General features: G+C 55.2%; 21 protein-coding genes. 14 read left to right on the forward strand and 7 right to left on the reverse strand.

Annotated elements, in window-relative coordinates; all coding sequences use genetic code 11:
- Nucleotides 1-77 precede the first annotated feature (77 nt).
- The 3 genes from FQ179_RS05090 to FQ179_RS05100 all read left to right on the forward strand — a co-directional run bounded on the left by FQ179_RS05090 (nucleotide 78) and on the right by FQ179_RS05100 (nucleotide 2975).
- Nucleotides 78-1082 (forward strand): TRAP transporter substrate-binding protein, encoded by a 1005-nt coding sequence (locus FQ179_RS05090; protein WP_149396154.1) that lies wholly within the window; start codon nucleotides 78-80, stop codon nucleotides 1080-1082.
- A 67-nt stretch (nucleotides 1083-1149) separates the two neighbouring features.
- Nucleotides 1150-1698: a TRAP transporter small permease gene (locus FQ179_RS05095; RefSeq protein ID WP_149396155.1), complete on the forward strand. Its 549-nt coding sequence runs from the start codon at nucleotides 1150-1152 to the stop codon at nucleotides 1696-1698.
- Nucleotides 1698-2975, forward strand: coding sequence for a TRAP transporter large permease (locus FQ179_RS05100; RefSeq protein ID WP_149396156.1), 1278 nt, complete (start codon nucleotides 1698-1700; stop codon nucleotides 2973-2975). Before FQ179_RS05095 ends, FQ179_RS05100 begins: the two co-directional genes overlap by 1 nt.
- Nucleotides 2976-3160: 185 nt before the next feature.
- On the opposite strand, the gene FQ179_RS05105 is transcribed toward FQ179_RS05100, so the two are convergent.
- Nucleotides 3161-4276, reverse strand: a complete 1116-nt coding sequence (locus tag FQ179_RS05105) for a tellurite resistance/C4-dicarboxylate transporter family protein (RefSeq protein WP_149396157.1) — start codon at nucleotides 4274-4276, stop codon at nucleotides 3161-3163.
- Between the two features lie 140 nt (nucleotides 4277-4416).
- On the opposite strand from FQ179_RS05105, the gene prfB reads away from it, so the two are divergent.
- From prfB to FQ179_RS05135, 6 genes are all read left to right on the forward strand, one after another.
- Nucleotides 4417-5521 (forward strand): peptide chain release factor 2 gene (gene prfB, locus FQ179_RS05110; RefSeq protein ID WP_149396158.1). Its coding sequence is split into 2 segments (ribosomal slippage): nucleotides 4417-4497 and nucleotides 4499-5521, totalling 1104 coding nucleotides; the frame shifts between segments, so codons are not numbered across the junction.
- A 2-nt stretch (nucleotides 5522-5523) separates the two neighbouring features.
- A complete protein-coding gene (locus tag FQ179_RS05115; protein WP_149396159.1) occupies nucleotides 5524-6276 on the forward strand; it encodes an SDR family oxidoreductase in 753 nt (250 codons plus the stop codon).
- Nucleotides 6277-6285: 9 nt separating this feature from the next.
- Entirely contained in the window at nucleotides 6286-7803 is a 1518-nt protein-coding gene (lysS, locus tag FQ179_RS05120) for a lysine--tRNA ligase (protein WP_149396160.1), read from the forward strand.
- A 12-nt stretch (nucleotides 7804-7815) separates the two neighbouring features.
- Nucleotides 7816-8841, forward strand: coding sequence for a lysophospholipid acyltransferase family protein (locus FQ179_RS05125; protein WP_149396161.1), 1026 nt, complete (start codon nucleotides 7816-7818; stop codon nucleotides 8839-8841).
- 278 nt (nucleotides 8842-9119) lie between these two features.
- Nucleotides 9120-10085 carry a nitronate monooxygenase family protein gene (locus tag FQ179_RS05130; protein ID WP_149396162.1) on the forward strand — a complete coding sequence of 322 codons (966 nt, stop codon included), beginning with the start codon at nucleotides 9120-9122 and terminating at the stop codon, nucleotides 10083-10085.
- Nucleotides 10086-10100: 15 nt separating this feature from the next.
- Nucleotides 10101-10832, forward strand: a complete 732-nt coding sequence (locus FQ179_RS05135) for an enoyl-CoA hydratase-related protein (RefSeq protein ID WP_149396163.1) — start codon at nucleotides 10101-10103, stop codon at nucleotides 10830-10832.
- A 342-nt stretch (nucleotides 10833-11174) separates the two neighbouring features.
- Here the strand turns inward: FQ179_RS05135 and FQ179_RS05140 are convergent, their stop codons facing one another.
- From FQ179_RS05140 to FQ179_RS05160, 5 genes are all read right to left on the reverse strand, one after another.
- Nucleotides 11175-11816: a 3-oxoacid CoA-transferase subunit B gene (locus FQ179_RS05140; RefSeq protein WP_149396164.1), complete on the reverse strand. Its 642-nt coding sequence runs from the start codon at nucleotides 11814-11816 to the stop codon at nucleotides 11175-11177.
- A 12-nt stretch (nucleotides 11817-11828) separates the two neighbouring features.
- Entirely contained in the window at nucleotides 11829-12509 is a 681-nt protein-coding gene (locus FQ179_RS05145; protein ID WP_149396165.1) for a 3-oxoacid CoA-transferase subunit A, read from the reverse strand.
- Between the two features lie 27 nt (nucleotides 12510-12536).
- Nucleotides 12537-13511 carry a tripartite tricarboxylate transporter substrate binding protein gene (locus FQ179_RS05150; protein ID WP_149396166.1) on the reverse strand — a complete coding sequence of 325 codons (975 nt, stop codon included), beginning with the start codon at nucleotides 13509-13511 and terminating at the stop codon, nucleotides 12537-12539.
- Nucleotides 13512-13891: 380 nt separating this feature from the next.
- On the reverse strand, nucleotides 13892-15070 hold the full coding sequence (locus FQ179_RS05155; protein ID WP_149396167.1) for an acetyl-CoA C-acyltransferase: 1179 nt from the start codon (nucleotides 15068-15070) through the stop codon (nucleotides 13892-13894).
- 153 nt (nucleotides 15071-15223) lie between these two features.
- Nucleotides 15224-17314, reverse strand: a complete 2091-nt coding sequence (locus FQ179_RS05160) for a 3-hydroxyacyl-CoA dehydrogenase NAD-binding domain-containing protein (protein WP_149396168.1) — start codon at nucleotides 17312-17314, stop codon at nucleotides 15224-15226.
- Between the two features lie 200 nt (nucleotides 17315-17514).
- Here FQ179_RS05160 and FQ179_RS05165 point away from each other — a divergent pair, with 200 nt between their 5' ends.
- From FQ179_RS05165 to FQ179_RS05175, 3 genes are all read left to right on the forward strand, one after another.
- Complete coding sequence (locus FQ179_RS05165) at nucleotides 17515-18717, forward strand: acyl-CoA dehydrogenase family protein (RefSeq protein ID WP_149396169.1); 1203 nt, start codon at nucleotides 17515-17517, stop codon at nucleotides 18715-18717.
- Between the two features lie 84 nt (nucleotides 18718-18801).
- Complete coding sequence (locus tag FQ179_RS05170) at nucleotides 18802-19953, forward strand: acyl-CoA dehydrogenase family protein (protein ID WP_149396170.1); 1152 nt, start codon at nucleotides 18802-18804, stop codon at nucleotides 19951-19953.
- Nucleotides 19943-20392, forward strand: a complete 450-nt coding sequence (locus tag FQ179_RS05175) for a PaaI family thioesterase (protein WP_188074499.1) — start codon at nucleotides 19943-19945, stop codon at nucleotides 20390-20392. The genes FQ179_RS05170 and FQ179_RS05175 overlap by 11 nt, the downstream gene beginning before the upstream one ends.
- A gap of 53 nt (nucleotides 20393-20445) precedes the next feature.
- Here FQ179_RS05175 and FQ179_RS05180 read toward each other — a convergent pair whose 3' ends face one another.
- Nucleotides 20446-21264 (reverse strand): IclR family transcriptional regulator, encoded by an 819-nt coding sequence (locus FQ179_RS05180; RefSeq protein WP_149396918.1) that lies wholly within the window; start codon nucleotides 21262-21264, stop codon nucleotides 20446-20448.
- Nucleotides 21265-21523: 259 nt separating this feature from the next.
- On the opposite strand from FQ179_RS05180, the gene FQ179_RS05185 reads away from it, so the two are divergent.
- Both FQ179_RS05185 and FQ179_RS05190 read left to right on the forward strand, forming a co-directional pair.
- Nucleotides 21524-22522 carry a tripartite tricarboxylate transporter substrate binding protein gene (locus tag FQ179_RS05185; protein ID WP_149396172.1) on the forward strand — a complete coding sequence of 333 codons (999 nt, stop codon included), beginning with the start codon at nucleotides 21524-21526 and terminating at the stop codon, nucleotides 22520-22522.
- Between the two features lie 4 nt (nucleotides 22523-22526).
- On the forward strand, nucleotides 22527-23738 hold the full coding sequence (locus FQ179_RS05190) for a CaiB/BaiF CoA-transferase family protein (RefSeq protein WP_149396173.1): 1212 nt from the start codon (nucleotides 22527-22529) through the stop codon (nucleotides 23736-23738).
- Nucleotides 23739-23783: the final 45 nt, after the last annotated feature.

Raw genomic sequence — 23783 nt, forward strand, 5'->3', positions numbered from 1 at the left:
TTGACAGTCGGCATTCACGCCTATACAGTAGTCGAGCAACGTTTTCCACAACCACTAAAACCAACATGGAGAGACCCATGAAACTCACCTCACGTACAACATTAGGCCTACTGGCCACCAGCATCGCGCTGGCTTTTTCGTCGGTAGCCGCAGCGCAATCGCCCATCGTCATCAAGTTCAGCCACGTTGTGGCCGATAAAACGCCTAAGGGCCAGGGCGCACTCAAGTTCGAAGAAATCGCCGAAAAACTTCTGCCAGGCAAAGTTGATGTGCAGGTTTTCCCTAACTCGCAACTGTTTGGCGACTCCAAAGAAATGGAAGCGCTGTTGCTGGGTGACGTTCAACTGATTGCTCCGTCGCTGTCCAAGTTTGACCGCTACACCAAAAAACTGCAGCTTTTTGACTTGCCCTTCCTCTTTGATGACATGGACGCCGTTGACCGCTTCCAGCATAGCGATGCCGGCAAAGAGTTACTTGGTGCCATGAAAAACCGTGGGCTGCAAGGTCTGGCTTACTGGCATAACGGCATGAAAGAACTGTCGACCAACAAAGACAAACTTACTCGCCCCGAAGACGTAAAAGGGCTTAAGTTCCGTATTCAAAGCTCTGACGTGCTCGAAGCCCAGTTCAGGGCGCTTGGTGCCAACCCACAAAAGCTCGCCTTCAGTGAGGTGTATCAGGCCCTGCAAACAGGCGTGGTTGATGGGCAAGAAAACACATGGTCCAACATCTACTCGCAGAAATTCTACGAAGTGCAGAAAACCATTGCTGAAACCAACCACGGCGTGATCGACTACATGGTCGTCACTAACGCCAAATGGTGGGATGGTCTGCCCGAAGATGTACGCGCAGGGCTGACACAGGCTATGGAAGAAGCCACCGTGTTTGCCAACAACCTGGCTGCAGAGCTGAACGCTCGTGATCGTCAACTTATTGTTGACGCCGGCAAAGCCAAAGTACAAAAGCTTTCCAAAGAAGACGTCGCTGCATGGCGCGCTGCCATGGAACCTGTATGGAAGAAGTTTGAAGGCGACATCGGTAAAGACCTGATCGAATCCGCCCAGAAGGCCAACAAGAGCTAAACGCTTGCTGGGGACTACGCCGCATTAATTTGTAGTCCCCGGCCATTTTCCGGATTCGGAGAGCATCATGAAGTTTCCATTGCTTGAGCGGTTGGAGGAGGCGTTAATCGCCACGTTCCTTGCTGCCATGACACTCATTACATTTATCCAGGTTATTGCACGGTACGTGTTTAACTACAGCTTTACCTGGGCATTAGAGCTCGCCACGTTTTTGTTCGGCGGGCTTATTTTTCTGGGCATGGCCTACGGTGTGCGCATAGGTGCGCATATTGGGGTCGATGCGCTCGTCAAGGTTTTGCCGCCCAAGGCCGCACGCGTCGCGGGTTTTATCGCCGTGTCGCTGTGCCTGATCTACACCGTCATTGTTTTTTACGGTAGCTGGATTTACGTCGATAAAATGTACGAAATCGGCATCCTTGCGCAAGACATACCCATACCGCAGTGGGTACCCCGTCTTGTAATGCCCGTGGGTTTTGGCTTGCTGTTTTTGCGCTTTGCCGGTGTGCTCTATGACATGCTGCGCGGCAGACGCTCCCGATTGCTCGGCGATGAAGTCGAAGACGCGCTCAAGCTCCAAAGTGCCGACCCCTCTGTTACCGACAAGGAAGAAAAATAATGAACATTGCCGGCCTCTTCATTATGCTGTTCGTGTTCATGTTTTTGGGCACGCCAGTGGCAGTCGCGCTTGGGCTTTCTTCGTTGCTGACCATTATGCTGTTTGGCACCGATTCGCTCGCCTCGCTGTCACTGAAAATGTTCGAATCTTCTGAACACTTCACCCTGATGGCCATCCCCTTCTTTGTGCTGGCGGGTGCTTTCATGACGACGGGTGGCGTTGCCAAGCGCATGATCCGTTTTGCCGTTGCCTCGGTGGGCCATCTGCATGGCGGTCTGGCTATTGCCTCGGTCCTGGCCTGCTGTCTGTTTGCGGCTGTTTCAGGGTCCTCGCCCGCCACCGTGGTGGCCGTGGGTTCCATCGTAATCGCCGGCATGGTACGCACGGGCTACCCGCTTCCGTTCGCTGCCGGTGTAGTTTGCAATGCCGGCACCCTGGGTATTTTGATACCGCCATCTATCGTGCTGGTGGTGTATGGCGCAGCCACTGAAACATCGGTTGGGCGTCTGTTCATGGCGGGTGTGATACCCGGTCTTGCACTGGGCGCTGCACTTATGGTCACCATTTATATCGTGGCCCGTATCAAAAACTACCCGCGTCAGCCTCAGGCGCCGCTCAAAGAAGTTTTGGCCGCTGGTCGAGATTCTTTCTGGGGCTTGATGCTTATCGTCATTATTTTGGGTGGTATTTATGGTGGCGTTTTCACGCCAACAGAAGCAGCAGCGGTGTCAGCGGTCTATGCGTTTTTTGTAGCCGTTTTTGTTTACCGCGATATTGGGTTGCGCCAGGTACCCGCCGTACTCATGGATGCGTCCAAGGTTACGGTGATGCTTATGTTCATCATCGTCAATGCCCTGCTCTTCGCGCATGTACTCACCACCGAGCGCATACCTCAGGTCATTGCTGAACAAATCATAGCCTGGGATATGGCCTCGTGGCAGTTTCTTATTGTCGTCAACATTCTTTTGTTGATCGGCGGTATGTTCATGGAGCCCACCGGCATCATCCTGATCATGGCACCCATACTGTTCCCTATCGCCACGCAGTTGGGCATAGATCCAGTGCATCTGGGCATTATCATGGTGGTCAACCTGGAAATCGGTATGGTAACGCCGCCTATAGGGCTCAACCTGTTTGTCACGGCGGGCATTACTAAAATGAGCATAGGCCAGGTCGTGCGAGCAGCTTCTCCGTGGCTGATCGTCCTGCTGTCGTTCCTGATGCTTATATCTTACGTGCCGATTATTTCATTGTGGCTGCCTAACCTGCTGCAGTAAGCAGGTGCAACACTCTGGCAAGGTCTATTGTGTTAGCCTTGCCAGAGCCAGTTCTGGTAGTGCAAGCTGCAGCAGTAAGTAAGCGCAACACGCCGGCAAGGTCTATTTTGTTAGCCTTGCCGGAGTCAGTTCTGGTAGCGCAAGCCGCATCAAGCACGTGGAACATACCAGCAACGTGTGTTTTATTAACCTTGCCGGAACCTGTTATGGCGCATTAATCGGTATACGCTGGCTAGTGCGCCATATGCTGTACACACCCAGGCTACAAGCGCCATCAAAAAAAACAGCCGCGGCACTTGCTGCAAAAAACCAAAGCCCATCACATGATCCATTTGCCACGTGCAGGCGGCATACATGCCTAGTGGGAAGACGGCGCCCCAGTAAAGCGGGTCATATTCAAACGGAAAGCGCCGGTATCCATAGCGCCAGATACCCAGAATAAGCAGCATGGGTATCCACCAGGTGCCACTGGCCCAATAAAAAATGGTAAAGCCCTTTAAAAATGGCAGCACTGACTGAAGATACGGCGCGTCGGGCGCATTGCCGATTAGCAAAGAACCGGCCAGCGTCGAAATGGCCATGGCACCCATATTGATCCAGTACGGCGGTGTCAAGTCACCTGCCGAGAGCCGGAAGAACGTATAGCGGTAAAAAATAAGCGCCATCGTCCAGATATAAAGCATGCCACCCCACAGCCACATGGAAAGTGCCAGAAAGTTCAGCTCCAGCCTGAAGGGCTGACCAAGCGTGGTCGCCAGCAGCGCGCTGGACACCGAAATCGACTGCGTAGCCACCACGGCCAGCAACCATCCGCCATTAATACCTTTATCGAGCGAAGGCTTGTTGCGTTTGATGGTTAGCGCCGTAAAAATGGTGTACGTTAGCACCACCCATAACGCCAGCGCCATCATCCACAGCACGCGCCCCATGTACGAATCACCCCTGAGCACCAAATACTGCGACCCCAGCACCGAACAGGCAACCACCGTGGTAAAGAAGCCCGGCCCGCGCAAGTGGTCTACCATGTCGTCAAAAAAATGACGCGGATAGCGTAGTGCACGCAGCAGCGTCAGCACACACAGCAACAAAAAAAGCCCATTGTTCAGAACAAACAGGCTTTGTGAAATTAACGGATGCCCCAGCATGTGCGCCGCAATCGACACAATGCCTGTTGCCATCACCATGCCGAAATTGGCAGGTGACATGGCCGCCAGGCCGCCTGCTTTCTTATGCTTGCTGCCCTGCCCGGCAGACGACGAAACAAGCGGAGAATTATCGGGTGGAGTATTTGAAAACGCCATGTGTCTGGTCTTTATTCTTTGATTAGGGCCCATTCTAGCGCCATGCGCCACAGCACCATAGCAAGTACGGGTTAAAATGGTCGGTTAACCGTAATTATTCACCGTCAATTTTCGCGCCAACGCGCCGCACAGGAACACTCATGGAAGCCGAACGCCAAAACCTACTCGAAGCCCACCTTGAAGACTACGCCGAGCGTGAGGCTGCACTTCGGAGGTATCTTTGACTACGATGCCAAAGCTGAACGCCTGCACGTCGTTAATGCCGAACTAGAAAGCGCTGAGGTCTGGAATGACCCCAAGCATGCTCAAGATTTAGGTCGCGAGAAAAAGAGTCTAGAAAATGTAGTAGAAACGCTTGGTGCCATCAATGCTAGCCTGACCGATGCGCGCGAGCTCTTCGAAATGGCGGCTGCTGAAGATGACGACGCCACGTTGGCCGCCATCGAGCACGATGCCCAGGAAATCGCGCAAAAACTAGAAGCGCTTGAGTTCCGGCGCATGTTCTCCAACCCGGCAGACCCGCTTAACTGCTTCGTCGATATCCAGGCGGGTGCCGGCGGCACCGAGGCGCAAGACTGGGCCTCAATGCTGCTGCGCCAATACCTGCGCTACTGCGAACACAAAGGTTTTAAGGCTGAAGTGCTTGAAGAGTCACACGGCGACGTCGCTGGCCTCAAGTCTGCCACCGTCAAGGTCGAAGGCGACTACGCCTTTGGCTATCTGCGCACCGAAACCGGCGTGCACAGGCTGGTGCGCAAAAGCCCTTTTGACTCCAACAACGGGCGTCATACCTCATTTGCCAGCGTGTTCGTTTACCCAGAGGTCGATGACACCTTTGAAGTAGACATTAACCCGGCCGATTTGCGCGTCGACACCTACCGTGCCAGCGGTGCCGGCGGCCAGCACATCAACAAAACCGATTCAGCGGTACGTATCACACACGAACCCACCGGTATCGTGGTGCAGTGCCAAAACGACAGGTCGCAACACCGTAACCGCGCCGAAGCCATGCAAATGCTGCGTTCGCGTCTGTACGAGCTCGAGATACGTCAGCGTATGGCTGAGCAGCAAAAAATGGAAGACTCCAAAACCGATGTGGGCTGGGGCCATCAAATTCGTTCTTACGTGCTGGACCAAAGCCGCATCAAAGATTTGCGCACTAACGTCGAAATCTCCAATACGCAAAAGGTGCTTGACGGCGACCTCGACCCATTCATCGAAGCCAGCCTCAAACAGGGGGTATAAGTATGGAAATCACTACCGTTGCAATCGTTACCGGTGCAAGCCGCGGCCTGGGCCATGCACTTGCGCGGGGCCTGCTGCAGCCCGGCACTCAGTTGGTCACCGTCTCGCGCTCTCATGATGAGGCGTTGGCCCAGCAGGCAGCCCAGGCCGGCTGTAACGTGCAGCAAATACAATCTGATCTTGCCAACCCGGCCGCCGCCGAACGCCTGGCTGCACAAATCGTGGCCAACCTGCCTGCCGGCGCGCAGCGCTATCTGCTCATCAACAACGCAGGCACGGTGGGGCCCATCAGCCAGACCGACCAATTGTCTGATGCTGCAGCCATTACCGCTGCCTTCAGCCTTAATGTCACCAGCGTCATGTTGCTGACCACGGCTTTTTTACAGACGGTCAAACCCTTGGGCGCTGACTGCCGCATTCTTAATATTTCATCGGGCGCAGGGCGCAACCCCACGGCTGGCTGGGGTGTTTACTGTGCAACCAAGGCGGCGCTCGATCACTACACTCGTGTACTGCACGCTGAAGAACATGGCGTGCGTATTGTGTCGCTTGCCCCCGGCGTCATAGACACAGGCATGCAGCAAACCATACGCTCCAGCGATGTCCACGATTTTCCAAATGTGGCACGCTTTACCCAACTGCACGACGAAGGGCGTCTTACCTCGCCTGACGAAACGGCTGCCCGCATTTTGCGCTACATAGACCGCGATGACTTTGGCAGCAACGTGCTCGACGACATCCGAAATTACGCATAAGTACAGAACATGAACGACACCACGTCACCCCTACCCGTCGATGAAAATCACCTGATCGCCGAACGCCGCTCAAAGCTGGCCAATCTGCGCAGCGAAGGCCCCGCCTTCCCCAACGACTTTCGTCCTGACACACGTTCGGCAGACCTGCACGCCGCCTACGATGAACTCGACAAAGAGGCACTGGCAGCTGTTGGCAAACAGGTAAAAGTTGCCGGACGCATGATGCTTAAACGCGTCATGGGCAAGGCCAGCTTTGCCACCGTGCAAGACGGCTCAGGCCGCATTCAGGTTTTTCTTGACCGCAACAAGCTGGGTGACGACCTGTATTCCCGCTTCAAAACCTGGGACATGGGCGACATCATCGCTGTTGAAGGTTTGGTATTTAAAACCAACAAAGGCGAACTTTCGGTTAACGCGGACACCATACGTCTGCTGTCCAAGTCATTGCGGCCTTTGCCTGACAAGTTTCATGGCGTCGCTGACCAAGAACTGCGCTATCGCCAGCGCTATGTAGACCTGGTCATGACCGAAGAAACCCGCAACACCTTTCTTACGCGCAGCAAAGCCGTGGCAGGTATTCGCAACTTCATGGTTGAGGCAGGCTTTCTTGAGGTCGAAACACCCATGCTGCACCCCATTCCGGGTGGCGCCACGGCCAAGCCCTTTGTAACGCATCACAATGCGCTCGACATGCAAATGTACCTGCGTATCGCCCCTGAGCTTTATCTCAAGCGGCTTATTGTGGGTGGTTTTGACCGCGTGTTTGAAATCAACCGCAACTTCCGCAACGAAGGTGTCAGCCCCAGGCATAACCCCGAATTCACCATGATGGAGTTTTACGCCGCTTACGTTGATTACCAGTGGCTCATGGACTTTACCGAGCAGCTTTTGCGTGACGCAGCCATTATTGCCACCGGCAGTGCCGTGCTTGATTACCAGGGCAAGCCCGTCGACCTTAGCCAGCCCTTTGACCGACTAACCATCGTCGCAGCCATAATCAAGTACGCGCCCCATTACACCGAAGCCCAGCTTAGCGACGAAGCCTTTGTTCGCGCCGAGCTCAAACGCCTGGGTGCTGACGTCAATGGGCCTGTACTGGCACGCGCTGGCATGGGTGCCCTGCAATTGGCACTGTTTGAAGAAACCGCCGAAAGCCAGTTGTGGAACCCCACCTTTATCATTGACTACCCGGTTGAAGTGTCGCCACTTGCACGGGCCTCTGACGCCCGCCCCGAAATCACCGAGCGGTTCGAGCTGTTTATTACCGGGCGCGAAATCGCCAACGGCTTCTCTGAGCTTAACGACCCCGAAGACCAGTCGGCCCGTTTTCTTTCGCAGGTAGAAGCCAAAGACGCCGGTGACGAAGAAGCCATGTATTACGACGCCGACTATATCCGTGCGCTCGAATACGGCATGCCTCCTGCAGGCGGCTGCGGCATAGGCATTGATCGTTTGGTCATGTTGCTGACTAATAGCCCCAGCATCCGTGACGTCATTCTCTTCCCGCATCTGCGCCGTGAAGACTAAGCCTGCTGACGCATGACCGGCCAGCGCAAACGCAACGTACCCCAAGTGCGCGCTTCGGCGCGCACCAAAGCGCCCAGCCTCATCCCTAACTGGCGCAGTGCGTCCAGCCGTAAGGCATGGAAGCGCTATTGGCTGCTCGACCCTCTGGAGGGCTTGGCCGAGCGCAGTGTTTTCCGGCTGCTGCGCATGCTGCCGCTAGAGTGGGGTTCGCGGCTGGGCGGGTATCACGGCCGGTTTATCGGCAGTGCTCGCAAACGCACTCATGAACAGGCGCGCCGCGCACTGGCTTTTATTTCGCCTGAGTTGTCCCAGTCTGAAGTGGCCGCCACGCTAAACAGACTGCGACAGAACGCCGGGCGAGCGCTGGTCGAAACCTTGATTTCAGACCGCATTAGCGCGGCTGACCATGTAGTCGAACCCGTAGAGCCGCGGCGCTCGGAAATCAGGGATGCCGCTACCCCGCGCATTTACGTCACCATCCATACCAGCAACCTTGGCTATCTTATGGGCATAGCCTTGCGCAAAGCCACTGGCCTTCATGTCACGACAGTAAGCCGCATGCTGCCCAATCGGTTCAGCCAACGCCTTAGCGAGACGCTGTACCAGCAACATGAGGGTAAAGTGCTTGGGCCCGGCATTAGCACGGCACGCCATCTTATGGAACACCTGCGCAAACCCGGTGGCCTGGTGCTTATCCATATTGACGAGGCACGTAGTCGCCAGGTTTATTTTCCGACATTTGGGCGAGAAATGCCTTACGGCAGCAACCTCAGCCTGGCGATACGACTGGCAGCAACCACGGGTGCGGCCATTGTGCCCGTTTACCTCAAGCGCACCAGCGGCACCCACTTCGAGTTGCGCGTGCTGCCAGACATTGCAGCACCTGCCAAAGACGATACCGAGCAGGCCGATGTTGCCCGACAGCTTGACGTTTTATTTGAAAAAATAATACGAGACAATATCGATGACTGGCAGCAGCTTTATTTTTTGCGGCCTCCCACTGGCGAGTCGACCACGGCCGGCCCAGATCACGTGTAATACATGGCTACGCACTGTGGCACTCAGCCGATCAACTGTCTTACCCGTTTGCACGGGAAAATCCACCAAACAACACATTGCCGCCCGCACGAACGCGTCGAGGGCACCATTCTTCGAATACCCCATTCAAGATGCTTACGTGTAGCAATCATAAGCCTGAACACAAAATTCCAGACATTCTCGCAGTTTAGATGACTCATTGATCGGTCTATCTTTTCAGTGACTCTGCAACAAAAGCTAGAATAGGCCTCTTGAACCATGTGGAGGAAACATCTGCCATGCACCCCACCGTCGCCGAGCTGTATAGTCAGCTCACCTTGCCCGTCATCAGCGCGCCCATGTTTATTGTTTCAGGCCCTGAGCTCGTCATTGCGCAATGCGCCAGCGGCATTGTGGGCTCCATGCCTGCGCTCAATGCCCGGCCACAAGAGCAGTTGTCACCCTGGCTCACGCAAATCGAGACCGCACTGACCGAACTGCGTCAGCGTGAACCTGACCGACGCATCGCGCCTTATGCCATTAACCTGATCATTCATCGCTCAAACGACCGCGTCGACGCGGATCTTGCAGTTTGTGCCGAACACAAAGTCCCCATCATCATTACCAGCCTGAGTGCACCACATAGCGTGGTCGATGCCGTGCATGGCTGGGGTGGCAAGGTGTTCCATGACATCACCACGCTGCGCCACGCTGAAAAAGCCCTTGAGGCAGGTGTAGATGGCCTGATTCTTGTTTGCGCTGGCGCAGGCGGCCATGCAGGCACGCTTAGCCCCTTCGCCCTGGTTGGCGAAATACGCAAAATGTTTGATGGCCCCATTATTTTGTCGGGTGCCATTAGCCGGGGGCAAGATATTGCAGCGGCACGCGCCATGGGCGCTGACTTTGCCTACATTGGTACGCGGTTTATTGCCAGCGATGAGTCCAATGCCAAAGAGGCCTACAAACAGGCCATCGTCGATGCCAGCGCCAAAGATGTACTCTACACCCCCTACTTTACAGGTATCCCAGGCAACTACCTTAAGGCCAGCATTGCGGCCGCAGGGCTTGACCCCGACAACCTGCCTGCTGTCGACCCAAGCTCGGCCAATTTTGGTTCTACTCGAAGCAAGCCCTGGAAGGACATCTGGGGCGTCGGTCAGGGTGTGGGCAATATTGAACGCGTGTTGTCTGTCGCCGACATCGTCGATCAGCTTAAGCGTGAGTATGTTGCAACCGTACACTCGCTCAATGACAAATTTATCTAAAAAAGTGATGATGTAATGATAGATACCAAGTATGAAAACGGCGCCATGGTGCTTACCATTAACCGTCCCAAACAGCGCAATGCGCTCAGCACCGATATGTACCTGCAGCTTAGCGAAGGCCTGCAGGCGGCGCATAACAACCCTGAATGTTATAGCGTCATTATTACCGGCGCGGGCGACCATTTCACCGCAGGCAATGACCTTGCCGACTTTCAGCGTCAGCGCGTGCCAGGCGATAGCCCTGCCCTCACCTTTTTACGTACGTTGGCATCGGTTGACGTTCCCGTCATCGCTGCTGTGCAAGGCTACGCCATTGGGGTAGGCGTAACCATGCTGCAGCATTGCGACTTTGTCTATGCAGACAGTACTGCTGTCTTCAGTCTGCCCTTTGTCACGCTGGGGCTTTGCCCCGAAGGTGGCTCCAGCATACTGCTTGAGCGTCTTGTAGGCCCACGCAAAGCGGCGCAATGGCTGCTGCAGGCCAAGCGCTTCGACGCCGCCGAGGCGCTGGATGCCGGGCTGCTCACCGCCATCTCTGAAAACGGCCAGGCCCTAACTGATGCTCAACAGGCCGCCGCACTACTGGGCAAGCAACCTGTCGCGGCATTGCGCCTTTCCAAAAACATGCTCAGAGAGCCGGGCCGTCTTGCTTTGATGCAGGCTTTCGATATAGAACGCGATCGCTTCCAGGAGCGTTTAAAGTCTGACGAAGCCCAAACCGCCTTCAAGCGGTTCTTTGAGCGGTAGGCGGTTCGTAGCGCCAGCCACTTCCAGTCCAGGCCGATAGCCTCGCCGCAATGCCTGCAGGACATAGCGATAGGACAAACGAGCTACACAGGAATGCCTTCAGGACATACCGGTAGGTCAAACGAGCAACACATGAGTGCCTGCAGGGCGTACGGTCAGGACATATCGGCATGATATATGGGTAACAAAAAGGGCTTGCCAAATGTGCAAGCCCTTTTTGCGTGTGCGCTAGCGCCCTGTTGCAGGTGCAAGTCTTCCAATAAGTTGATCACCGAGAATGAGGTGAAGCGCAATGAGGGTTAAAACAAGCCAGAAACTAGTGATAACCCGCCGCTAACCTGCTTAAGGACGAATCAGTTGTGCACCTGTCTGCGCCTGCAAATCGTCAAAACTGACGCCATCATTGATCTGCAAAACCTTCAGCCCTTCTGGCGCAACTTCGAGCACGGCCAGATCCGTGTAAATACGGCTGACCACGCCTACGCCCGTAACCGGCAGCGAGCACGATTCGAGAACTTTGGGTGAACCGTCTTTGGCGTTGTGCTCCATAAGAATGAACACACGCCGTGCACCCACCGCAAGATCCATGGCGCCGCCGACAGCAGGCGGCTCGCCCGGACGGCCTAGATTCCAGTTTGCCAGATCGCCCGTGCGCGAAACCTGCATGCCACCCATAATACAAATATCAAGATGGCCGCCGCGCATCATGGCGAACGAGATAACGTGATCAAAAAACGCGCCGCCTGTTAGCAAAGTTACTGGTTTCTTGCCGGCATTGATAAGCTCAGTGTCTTCCTGACCCTCAGGCGCGGGTGGCCCCATGCCCAGAATGCCGTTCTCACTTTGAAGAATGACTTCTTTCTCCGGACTCAGATAGCGGGCGACCAGTTCGGGCATGCCGATGCCGATATTTACATAGCTGCCGGCCGGAATATCGGCCGCGAGACGCTCAGCCATTTCATTTCTATTTAACCGCTTTAACATAATAAATATCGCTTAACTGGATAGTTCGGGGTGGGATACGCGCACAATGCGATTGACGAAAATGCCCGGCGTAACAATACACTCGGGATCAAGATCGCCCAGCTCAACAAAGTGTTTGACCTGCACAATCGTCTTGCGGGCCGCCATACACATAACCGGCCCAAAATTGCGTTGTGCCTTGTTATAGACCAGGTTGCCCCACCTGTCGGCGCGTTCGGCCATAACCAGTGCAAAATCACCTCGTATGGGTTTTTCGAACACATAATGCTTGCCGTCGATCTCGCGGGTTTCTTTTCCGGCCGCCAGATCGGTGCCATAGGCCGTCGGGGTAAAAAAGCCCCCCAGCCCGGCACCGCCAGCGTGAAGACGCTCGGCAATCGTACCTTGCGGCACGGTTTCGAGTTCTATCTTCCCTTCTTTGTACATTTCGTTGAACACCCACGAATGGCTGGCTTTGGGGAACGAGCAAATAATCTTGCGTACCCGACCCGCCTTGATCAGTGCCGCCAGACCGTTTTCGTGGTTGCCGGCATTGTTGTTGACGACGGTGAGATCGCGCGCGCCCTGGTCAATGAGGGTATGAATAAGCTCGGTGGGCATGCCCGCCCCGCCGAAACCGCCCACCAGAACGGTCGCGCCATCATGGATGTCAGCGACCGCCTCTTCGAGGCTGTCTATAAACTTGTTGATCATTTGCGTGTAAACCTGCCAGATAAAAAATTAATTTAACGAAATATTGGCTTTCTTGATGATCTCTGCGTACATGGCAGAGTCAGACTCGATACGTTTCTGGAAGGCTTGTGGCCCGTCGCCTACCGGCACAAAGCCAGCATCCTTGAAACGCTGAGCGACCGCAGGCTCTTTGACAATTTCTTTAATCTCGGCCGCCATCTTGTCGATGATGTCTTGCGGGGTACCAGCTGGGGCCAGAATACCCGCCCACGAACCCATGGCAAAGCCCGGGAAGCCAGACTCGGCCACGGTACGGACGTTAGGTTCATCGGCCCAGCGCTCGCTCGAAGAAATGGCAAGCACTTTAAGCTCGCCTTTTTTGGCGTACTGCATGGGCACCAGAATCGGGTCAAACACCATAGAAACCCGACCTGCCAGCAAATCCGTCAAGATAGGCGCGCTACCTTTATAGGGTACGTGCGTCATGTCCAAACCGGCCTGATAGCCAAAGTTAACGCCAGTAAGGTGTGCACTGGACCCTGCCCCGCTCGACCCATACGTCAGGGCACCGGGGTTTTTCTTGCCATACGCAACCAACTCTTCGAGCGTGTCGGCCGGCACATTTTTGGCCACAAACAAAAACAGCGGCAGCTCGGCCGCCAGTGCTACCGGCGCAAAATCAGAAAGCTTGTACTGCAAATTGTAAAGATGCGGGTTAACCGAGTGTGCCGCAATAACCGTCACAAACGTATAGCCATCGGGCTTTGCCCGCGCGGCTGCCGCCGTGCCTATGGTGGCATTGGCACCAGGCTTATTGGTAACCACAAAAGTTTGGCCCAGGCGTTCAGACAGACGCTGCGTCACCGCACGGGCAACCGTGTCAGTGGCACCACCTGGCGTATAGGGCACAATCATTTCAACCGTTCTTTCGGGCCAGCTCGCGGCGTGAGCACCAAAGCCAGCGGCCATGGCCGCCGCGCAAAACAGTGATGTGAGTGTGCGTTTGATATATCTATGATTCATTGTCTACTCCTTGGTTTTTTGGTTGAACGCGCGTTACGTTCTGTTCGTCGAACCACACGCGCCTGATAATCAGATGTGATCTGGCTGGTGTTAATACGTACTCGAGGCCTTAGGCGGCTAGTGGGCGCATCGCAACACAAACACCTCGACATTATTGCTGTACCGATGCGTCTGCGCGATGCCAACGCTTCGTGATAACGCGTGGGACCAGTGTCGCCGATCGATAACGCTGGGCGGTCAGTATTTGTGCTGATCGATAACGTTCTGGGTCGGTACATGTGCTGATCAATCACGCTTGGGATCCGTACATGTGCTGATCAATAACACTCGGGGCCAGTGCACATGCTGATCAAGTCAGCCTGTGCTCTGGCCCCGGTGTATTAGGCGACCTCGAAAAGCCCGGCTGCACCCTGGCCGCCGCCTATGCACATGGTAACCACCACGTACTTGACGCCGCGCCGCTTGCCTTCGATCAGCGCATGGCCGGTCATACGGGCACCTGATACGCCATAGGGGTGGCCTACAGCAATAGCACCACCATTAACGTTGAGACGCTCGTCAGGAATGCCCAGCCGATCGCGGCAGTACAGAACCTGGCAGGCAAACGCTTCGTTAAGCTCCCACAACCCGATATCATCAACTTTAAGCCCTGCGCGCTCCAGCAGGCGCGGCACGGCAAACACCGGGCCTATGCCCATTTCATCAGGCTCGCAGCCTGCCACGGCAAAGCCACGGAAAATACCCAAAGGCTGCAGCCCGCGCTGTTCGGCCAGCTTGCTGTTCATAACCACGCATGCCGAGGCGCCATCAGAAAACTGGCTGGCATTGCCAGCAGTAATGACACCGCCGGGCAAGGCCGAACGTATGCGCGACACGCCTTCAATCGTCGTGTCGGGGCGTATGCCCTCGTCACTGGAAATAGTGACTTCGCGCGTGGACATCTGTCCGCTACGCGAGTCGAATACACCCATAGTGGTCGTCATGGGTGCAATCTCATCATTGAACAAGCCCTTTTCTTGCGCAGCGGCGGCACGCAACTGACTGCGCACCCCGTATTCGTCCTGAGCCTGTTTGGAAATATTGTAGCGATCAGCCACTGTTTCAGCAGTTTGCAGCATGCTCCAGTAGAGCTCTGGCTTGTGCTGGAGCAGCCAGGGATCACGCCGCATGAGCGGGTTCATGCTGTTTTGCACACATGAAATACTTTCAACGCCACCGGCCACCATCACGGGTACCTGGTCAACAATAACGCGTTGAGCAGCCATGGCAATAGCCTGCAGCCCCGAGGAGCAAAAACGGTTAATGGTCACGCCGGCCGCTGTGACAGGCAACCCAGCCCGCAGCGCGATGGCGCGTGCCACATTACCGCCCAGCGTACCTTCGGGCTGCGCCGTGCCCATGATGATGTCTTCAACTTCAGCAGGGTCAATGCCTGCGCGTGCTACGGCGTGCTCAACGGCGTGGCCGCCCAGCGTAGCGCCGTAAGTCATGTTAAATGCCCCGCGCCACGATTTGCCCAGCCCGGTGCGAGCGGTGGATACGATTACAGCTTCAGTCACACGTGTCTCCAGATTCAATTCAAAGAATAAATGTCTGTTTGCTTAATTGGCTAGTGCCACTGCCAAGCCTTCAAGTACATGGCCACGCTCACGAGCCTTGCGCAGCTGGAACGCCGCGCGGCGCGTAACAACCTCGCGACCATGTCCAGATCTTCAAGCCCAGCGACCACCGGCTTCGACGCGTTTAACCAGCAGCGGCGAAATAGCCCAAAACTTGGCCGCTTTGTCTGACTCTTGCGCGTATTGCCCGATGGCACGTGCGATGTTGTACAGACCAATTTGCTCTGCATAATGCATGGGGCCGCCGCGAAATGCCGGGAAGCCGTAGCCACTCAAATACACCACATCAATATCAGAGGCACGCAGTGCTATACCTTCGTCCAGTATTTTGGCGCCTTCGTTAACCAGTGCGCAAAGGCAGCGCATCAAAATTTCTTCATCTGAAATTTTGCGTGGTGTAACACCTTTTTCGGCGCGGTAGGCTTCAATAATCTGTGTAACCACAGGATCAGGAATCGGCTTGCGGTTGCCCGGCTCATAGCGGTACCAGCCTGCAGAGGTCTTTTGCCCGAAACGACCAACCTCGGCCAGCTTGTCGGCAACCATGGAGAAATCTTGATCAGGGTTTTGTGCAGCGCGATGCTTGCGAATTGACCAGCCAATATCTATGCCGGCCAGGTCGCCAACGCGGAATGGGCCCATGGCCATGCCAAAATCTTCAAGCACTTTATCAACCTGCTGGGGCAAAGCGCCCTCAACAATCAGGTCGTTGGTAACGGTGTAATAGCGATGCAGCATGCGGTTACCGATAAACCCGTCGCACACACCCGAGACCACAGGCTGTTTGGCAATTTTCTTGGCCAGGTCGATACATGTGGCCAGCACATCATCGGCGGTCTTTTTGCCACGTACGATTTCAAGCAAACGCATCACGTTGGCGGGGCTGAAAAAGTGCAGGCCAATGACGTCGCCAGGGCGCTTGGTAAAGTTGGCAATAGCGTCGACATCAAGTGTAGACGTGTTCGAGGCCAGAATGGCACCTGGCTTCATTACCTTGTCGAGCGCGATAAACACCTGCTCTTTTACGTCCATGTTTTCGAATACGGCCTCGATCACCAGATCTGCCTGCGCCAGGTCCGCATAGTCGAGTGAGGTGGACAACAAACCCATGCGCTCTTCAACCTGCGCTTGTGTCAGGCGACCTTTTTTCATGGTGTTTTCGTAATTGCGGCGTATGGTGGCCACACCACGGTCGAGCGCGTCCTGCTTGGTTTCAAGCATGGTTACGGGTATGCCCGCGTTCAGAAAGTTCATTGTGATGCCACCACCCATGGTGCCGGCACCAATTACACCTACGACCTTGATGGGACGCAGCGCAATGTCTGAAGCAATACCCGGGATCTTGGTCGCAGCGCGCTCGGCCGCAAAAATATGACGCAGGGCCGCAGACTCAGGCGAACTCATTAACTGCAGGAAAAGCTGACGTTCTTGCTCTATACCCTGATCAAACGGCAGCGAAACACTGCCCGCAACTGCCTCAAGACACTTGAGCGGCGCAGGAAAGCGCTTTGCGCCTGCGGCCAGGTTGGCACGGGCCACCTGCAGCAGCGCCTCGGCGTCAGGCTGGTTAACCTTAAGGTCACGTACGCGCTTGTGCGAGGCGTTTTCTTTTGCCATTTTTTCGGCGAAGGCTGTTGCACTGGCAACCACATCTGTATCAACCACCAGGTCAAAGAGTGGTGTGTCGGCAAGCTTGGTAGCCGACACAATAGTACCGTTCACAATCATGTTCAGGGCTTTTTCAAGGCCTAGCAGCCGCGGTAAACGCTGTGTGCCGCCGGCGCCCGGCAAAATGCCCAGCTTGACTTCAGGCAGGCCTACACGTGCAGACGTGGCGGCTACACGGTAGTGTGCGCCCAGTGCCAGCTCAAGGCCGCCGCCCAGGCAAACGCCATCAATGGCCGCAACAACTGGCTTGACCGATGACTCCAGTACTTTAATCACCGTGCGCAATGTGGGCTCTTGCCCCGCCTTGGGTGTGCCAAACTCGCGTATATCAGCACCACCCGAAAATGCACGTGTGGTGCCTGTGAGCACAATTGCTACGACGTTGTCATCGGCTTGCGCGCGATCAACCAAGGTAACAATGGCGTGCCGCAGGTCAAAACCAAGACCGTTTACGGGAGGATTATCAAAGGTAATGACGGCAGTTTTACCTACCACTTCGTAATGTGCGCCGGGCATGGATACTCCAGAAGATGAGCTAGAAATGCAGGTGATATTCTGCATTGCAGAACTAAATTTTGATTTACTGCAGCTATACTAATCGCTAGTATAGTGGCTGTAAAGCAGTACGTACCCACAAATCCGCCCGAAATATCAATGAACGTTTCGCTGTGCAGAACTAACCGCACAGCCTTCGAAAACAAACAACAGGTCTCATCATGGATATCCAATACACCAGCGATCAACTGGCTTTTCGTGACGAAGTACGCACATTTCTTGCACAGCATCTCAGCAAAGACGTGCAGCGCAAAGTCATGAACGATCAGCCCATCAGCAAAGAAGAGCGTCAGGGCTGGCAACGCACGCTCTACCAGCAAGGCTGGGGAGCGCCCGCATGGCCTGTTGAGTACGGCGGCACCGGCTGGGACGCCATCCAGCGACATATTTTTGAAGAAGAATGCGGTCGCGCCTTTGCGCCCGAGCAACTGCCTTTTGGTCTTAAAATGGTTGCGCCGGTTATTCAGAAGTACGCCAGCCAGGCGCAGAAAGACCGCTTTCTGCCCGGCATTATTTCGGGCGATGACTGGTGGTGCCAGGGTTACTCTGAGCCGGGCGCGGGTTCAGACCTGGCCTCGCTTAAAACAAGCGCCGTACAGCAAGGCGACGACTACATCGTCAATGGCCAGAAAACCTGGACCACACTCGCTCAACATGCCAACTGGATATTCTGCCTGGTGCGCACCAATAGCGAAGTACGTAAGCAGGAAGGCATTTCATTTTTGCTGATCGACATGAACACCCCCGGCATTACCGTACGCCCCATCATCATGTTAGATGGTGGCCACGAAGTAAACGAAGTGTGGTTTGACAACGTACGCGTGCCGGTTGCCAACCGCATTGGCGAAGAAAACAAAGGCTGGACTTACGCCAAATACCTGCTCGGCCATGAGCGCACCAATATTGCGCGTGTAGGCCGATCCAAGGCCATTCTTAACCGGCTCAAGCGCATCGCTGCCTCGCAGCCTGGTAACCGCAGTGACCGTCTTATCGATGACACGTCTTTTCGCGAGCGTCTGGCCATGGTCGAGCTTGAGTTACAGGCACTTGAAATTACCAACCTCAAACTGATTGCCGCTGACGGTCAACAGCGCGCACCTGGCCCTGAAGCATCTATTCTGAAAATAAAAGGTTCGGAAATTCAGCAAGAGCTGTCTGAACTGTCCTCATTAGCGCTGGGTCCCTATGGCATTGCACACATTGCAGCGGATGGCAGCGAGTACGCCAACGGTGTTTCAGACGCCATGCCGGCAGAGTATTACAGCTCTACCGCGCGCTACCTCAATAATCGCAAAACCACTATTTATGGTGGTTCCAGTGAGGTTCAGAAAACCATTATCTGCAAGGCCATACTGGGTATTTAAGCCTTTCTCCGGCCCAGGCCGCAACGTACAACAAGACAATGATCACCCGCAGATACCCGAAAATATCGCGGACAAGGAAAGACTATGAACTTCAACCTCACTGAAGAACAACTAGGCCTCGAAGACACGCTACAGCGCTTTTTGAACAGAGACTACACCTTTGAAAAACGCCGCGCCCTACTCGCGAATGAAGACGGGTTTAGCCGCAGCGCCTGGGCCACCTACGCAGAACTTGGCATTCTCGCCCTGCCATTCCCGGAAGAATTTGGCGGCCTCGACGGTACGGCGGTTGACACGTATCTGGTCATGCGAACTCTGGGTAAAGGCCTTATTCTTGAACCTTACCTCAGCACCATTGTGTTGTGCGGCGGGGTTATCAGCGGCTTTGCCACCCAGGCCCAAAAACAGGTGCTGATCCCGTCACTGGCTTCGGGTGAAAGCTTGCTCGCGCTTGCGCATTACGAACCTCAGTCGCGCTACAACGAATCGCTGGTTGAAACCCAGGCCGTGGCCCAGGGCGACGGCTGGGTGCTAAGCGGCCACAAGGCTGTTGTACTGGGTGCACCCAGTGCTGATCACTTTCTGGTTTCTGCCCGTCTTGAAGGTGACAGCAACAGCGAAGAAGGCGTATCCCTGTTTCTGGTGCCTGCAGATGCCAGCGGCCTGAGCATTAACAGCTGGGTCAATCACGATGGCACCCGTGCCGGTGATGTTGTACTGCAACAGGTCAAGGTTAATGCCGACCAACTAATTGGCGAGCAAGGCAAAGCCATACCCGCCATCAGGCAGGCCATTGCCCTGGCCAACAGCGCCATGGCGGCCGAGACCACAGGCATTATGCGGGCCCTGATTGCCGCAACGCTTGAGTACCTGAAAACACGCCAGCAGTTTGGTGTGCCGCTCAGCACCTTCCAGGCCCTGCAACATCGTCTTGCAGACATGGCCATTGCTGCCGAGCAGGCTGACTCCATGGCCTTGCGTGCCGCCATTGAAATGCAGAATCAAGACCCTACAGCACGCTTGCGTCAGGCGTCGGGCGCCAAAACTTACGTGGATCAACAGGCACGTCTGGTCGGGCAAGATGCCGTCCAGCTGCATGGTGGCATTGGCGTAACTGACGAGCTCGATGTAGCGCACTACTTCAAGAGGCTTACCACGCTAAGCTTGATGTTTGGCGATGCCGCGTATCATCTGCAACGCTACAGCGACATGCTGGAGACCGCTAATGAGCAGTAAAACTGCTGAAGTTGTAATGCAAGTGGCTGATATCCCCGAGGGGTATCAGCCGCTCAGCCGCCCCAGCAATTTCAACACGCTGTGTGGCCCTTACTTTGAGAAAGTCGAAAACGGCGTACACATTGGCCTGGGTCTGCGTATTGAAGGAAAACACCTGAACCAGCGCGACATCACACATGGCGGCATGCTGATGGCGCTGGCCGACAATGCCATGGGTGACATTCTGGCCCGGGCCTACGATTACAAATTCGGGGTGGTAACAGTCAGCATGAACTCTGACTTTCTCAAGCCCGCCGCCATAGGCGACTGGGTGGAAGCCCGACCAGTTGTACACCGCAATGGCAAGACGCTGGCGTTTGCAGAGTGCCCGCTGTATGTAAACGACACGCTTATTTTCAGGGCTAACGGCGTGTTTGCTGTGGTTGAAAGGCGGGGTTAAGGTTCAGGCTGATGCCGTCAGAGAGCTACTAGTAGCCAAGGGCCTCCCCGCCCTCAGTGGCCCATTGCCGTTCTGATCTTTTCAACGGTTTCCAGCAACCGCGGCCGTACATCGTTAAGCAAAAACTCTTTTGAGACTGTAAACGAAGGCGCGCCGCAAGTAATAACCATAATTGGCTGGTTTTTGCTAAGCTGAAAGCCCACAGCAATGGCGTTGACATCTTTTTGCCAATCGCCGAACGAAGTCGTAATGCCAAGCGTTTGGTGCTCAACCACCGCTTTTTCTATGCCATTTAATATGTCTTTTTGTGACCAGGCGTCCAGTTCTCCCAACCGTTCGGCAATTTCGCGCCGCTCAGCTGCCGTGGCAATGGCCAGATAGCCACGCCCCATGGACGAGGTAACAATAGGTATACGCGCACCCACATCAAGGCTTAGCGTGAGCGCCGCCTGGCTGCGGCAGTTTTCGATATAAAGCATAGACAAACGGTCGCGCACGCCCAGCGACACCATAGCCTGTGAAAAATCAGCCAACTCTTGCATATAAGGGCGTGCCACCTGGCGGATATCAAGCTTGGCCAACATACCCACGCCCAGCGACAGCGTGGCCATGCCAATTTTATATTTACCGCTTTCTTCATCGTGAGTCAGATACCCGAGCCGAACCAGCGTCATGGTAAGACGCGATACGGTTGACTTGGGAAGCCGGCAACGCTCGGCAAGCTCTTGATTGCTGAGTACACGGGTACCTGAGCGAAAGCAGGCAAGCACCTCTAGGCCTCGCGCCAGCGCGGTAACAAAATGCCGATCTTCGCCCGGCGGGGTTTTTTCTGAGCGCGTGTTAAGCGCAGTTTGGGATGGGGCTGTACTCATCATAACTAACCTTTGCAAGATAATGCCTTGACGGCCCAAACGGCATTATCAGGCATTCTCATAAGCAACATTGTTTACACCGCACATTCTGCGTACCGGAAATGATATAGCAAATGCAGAACAGCTTCCTCCATGTTTACCCTTGCTTCGGTATAAGCTTATGCAATAGAATGGACTTTGATTCTGCACAGTGGTTTTCGATAGCCAGTTTTTTGGCTGCTCCCTCTCTTCAGATAACCTCATTCAAGGTATACCCAATATGATTAGCTCCCTTAGCCGGCGCATGTCGGTCAAAACCCTGCTGGCCGTCGCAGCCGGGTCCCTGCTTGTGGCAGCCGGTGCTGCTAGTGCAGCCAACGCTGCTTACCCCGACCGCCCTGTTTCATGGGTCATTCCCTTCCCCCCGGGCGGCCCCACTGACGTTTCAACCCGTGTGCTGGCCGAAGCCTTCAGCAAAGCACTCGACGCCACCTTTGTTGCCGAAAACAAACCTGGCGCATCAGGCACCATCGGTGTACGCAACGTCATGCGCAGCAAGCCCGACGGCTACACCATAGGCATGCTTGCATCGCCCAGTCTTACTGCGCCTTATATGCTGGCCGGCACGCCCTATGACCTCAGCAAAGACATCCAGCCTATTGGCGTTGCTTACGTAACCCCGCTCATTCTTGTCGTCAACCCCGAGGTTCTGCCCAATGTTACTGATCTGGCCTCATTGGCCAAGGCAGCCAAAAACGGTGATCTCAACTACACCTCAGCAGGCACAGGCAGCACCGGCAACCTCACCATGGAATTGCTGAAAACTGAAATGGGCTTTGCAGCAACACACATCCCTTACCAAGGCAGTTCGCCCGCCGTTGCCGCCGTACTTGCGGGTGATGTTCCCATCATGTTTTCGGACTCGGTCGCCGTACTGCCCCAGATCAAGGCCGGCAAGCTGCGCGCCATCGCCGTCAACACCGAAAACTTCAACGCGTTGCCTGACGTCAAGTCTTTGAAAGATCAAGGCGTCACAGGTAGCAAGGCTATTTCTTGGGTAGGCGTTTTCGCACCGCTCAAAACCTCTGACGAAGTGCTTGCCAAGCTTTCTGATACCCTCAAAACAGTATTGAAAGATCCGCAAGTTGCTGCACGCATGATCTCGGTCGGCGCCTACCCGGCTTATGGTACTGCCGACGACATGGCAAAGCGCATTGTTACTGATTCGGCCGTCTGGGAAAAAGTCATCAACGACAACAAACTCGGCGCGCGTAACTAAAGCCATGCCAAACACCACACTCTCTTCGCTTCCCCTTGCCGGTGTCCGTGTACTTGATCTCTCCCGCGTTTTCGCGGGGCCGCTTTGCACCATGGCACTCGGAGACCTCGGCGCAGAAATTATCAAGGTAGAGCATCCAGTGCGTGGTGATGACACGCGCGACTGGGGCAAGCGTGTCGGTCCAACTGGCACCACCTACTTTAACTGTGCCAATCGCAACAAGCGGTCGATCACGCTTGATCTGCAGACCAAAGAAGGTCAGGAAATCGCCCGCAAGCTGGCTGCACAATGCGACGTTGTCGTGCAAAACTTCAAGTTTGGCGGCGTAGAAAGGCTCAATCTTGGTTACGAGCAGCTACGCAAAATTCGCCCTGACATCATTTACTGTTCTATCTCGGGGTATGACCGCAGCGGGCCTGAAGCGGCCCGCCCGGGCTACGACCTGGTCATGCAGGGCGAAACCGGCCTTATGTACATGAACGGCGAGCCTACCCAGCCACCGCTCAAGTTTGGCACCTCTGTCGTCGACATGTTTACCGGCATGTACGCCACGCAGGCCATACTGGCTGCGCTTTACCAGCGACGCGGCACAGGCACGGGCCAGCACATCGAGATGGCACTATTCGACAGCGGCGTCATGGTTTCGGCATTTTATGGCCTTGAATCGCTGCTTATTGGTGAAGACGTGCCACGTTGTGGCAACTCGCATCCTTCTATCGTGCCCTACGGCGTGTTCGAAGCTCAAGATGGGCCGCTGGTACTTGCCGTAGGCAATAACGCCCAGTTTGCCCGCTTTTGTACTGACGTGATCGGGCGGCCCGAGTTGGCTACAGATGAGCGGTTCCGCACTAATCTTGGCCGTTCCAAGCACCGCGAGGCATTGTTGCCCGTCATCAACCAAGAGCTCGCTGCACGTAAACGCAAAGACCTGCTCCAGGGTTTGTCGGCAGCCAACATACCGTGCGGCGAGGTACTAGGGCTGCACGAGGCGTTAACGTCTGAGCGTGCGCAACAAAGTGGCTTAATCCAGCACTTTGGCCTGCCCGATGGCAGCCAGGCGCACATCATGGCACCGCCGTACAAGCTTAATGGTGAACGCCCTCCAGTGCGCCGTGGCCCACCCCAACTGGGTGAAGCCACCGACGAGGTTTTGCACGCCATGCTTGATCTGTCTGAGGAAGATCTGGCCAAGCTGCGAGACCAAGGCGTGATCTAGGCATATACCCGTAATACCCTCGTCGCGCGTAACCGTGGTTTCCCG

Source organism: Pusillimonas sp. ANT_WB101, assembly GCF_008369125.1.
Lineage (GTDB): Bacteria > Pseudomonadota > Gammaproteobacteria > Burkholderiales > Burkholderiaceae_B > Allopusillimonas.

Coding starts and splice junctions, on each gene's coding strand:
- FQ179_RS05090 (WP_149396154.1), top strand. CDS start 78: ATGAAACTCACCTCACGTACAACATTAGGCCTACTGGCCACCAGCATC.
- FQ179_RS05095 (WP_149396155.1), top strand. CDS start 1,150: ATGAAGTTTCCATTGCTTGAGCGGTTGGAGGAGGCGTTAATCGCCACG.
- FQ179_RS05100 (WP_149396156.1), top strand. CDS start 1,698: ATGAACATTGCCGGCCTCTTCATTATGCTGTTCGTGTTCATGTTTTTG.
- FQ179_RS05105 (WP_149396157.1), bottom strand. CDS start 4,276: ATGGCGTTTTCAAATACTCCACCCGATAATTCTCCGCTTGTTTCGTCG.
- FQ179_RS05115 (WP_149396159.1), top strand. CDS start 5,524: ATGGAAATCACTACCGTTGCAATCGTTACCGGTGCAAGCCGCGGCCTG.
- lysS (WP_149396160.1), top strand. CDS start 6,286: ATGAACGACACCACGTCACCCCTACCCGTCGATGAAAATCACCTGATC.
- FQ179_RS05125 (WP_149396161.1), top strand. CDS start 7,816: ATGACCGGCCAGCGCAAACGCAACGTACCCCAAGTGCGCGCTTCGGCG.
- FQ179_RS05130 (WP_149396162.1), top strand. CDS start 9,120: ATGCACCCCACCGTCGCCGAGCTGTATAGTCAGCTCACCTTGCCCGTC.
- FQ179_RS05135 (WP_149396163.1), top strand. CDS start 10,101: ATGATAGATACCAAGTATGAAAACGGCGCCATGGTGCTTACCATTAAC.
- FQ179_RS05140 (WP_149396164.1), bottom strand. CDS start 11,816: ATGTTAAAGCGGTTAAATAGAAATGAAATGGCTGAGCGTCTCGCGGCC.
- FQ179_RS05145 (WP_149396165.1), bottom strand. CDS start 12,509: ATGATCAACAAGTTTATAGACAGCCTCGAAGAGGCGGTCGCTGACATC.
- FQ179_RS05150 (WP_149396166.1), bottom strand. CDS start 13,511: ATGAATCATAGATATATCAAACGCACACTCACATCACTGTTTTGCGCG.
- FQ179_RS05160 (WP_149396168.1), bottom strand. CDS start 17,314: ATGCCCGGCGCACATTACGAAGTGGTAGGTAAAACTGCCGTCATTACC.
- FQ179_RS05165 (WP_149396169.1), top strand. CDS start 17,515: ATGGATATCCAATACACCAGCGATCAACTGGCTTTTCGTGACGAAGTA.
- FQ179_RS05170 (WP_149396170.1), top strand. CDS start 18,802: ATGAACTTCAACCTCACTGAAGAACAACTAGGCCTCGAAGACACGCTA.
- FQ179_RS05175 (WP_188074499.1), top strand. CDS start 19,943: ATGAGCAGTAAAACTGCTGAAGTTGTAATGCAAGTGGCTGATATCCCC.
- FQ179_RS05180 (WP_149396918.1), bottom strand. CDS start 21,264: ATGAGTACAGCCCCATCCCAAACTGCGCTTAACACGCGCTCAGAAAAA.
- FQ179_RS05185 (WP_149396172.1), top strand. CDS start 21,524: ATGATTAGCTCCCTTAGCCGGCGCATGTCGGTCAAAACCCTGCTGGCC.
- FQ179_RS05190 (WP_149396173.1), top strand. CDS start 22,527: ATGCCAAACACCACACTCTCTTCGCTTCCCCTTGCCGGTGTCCGTGTA.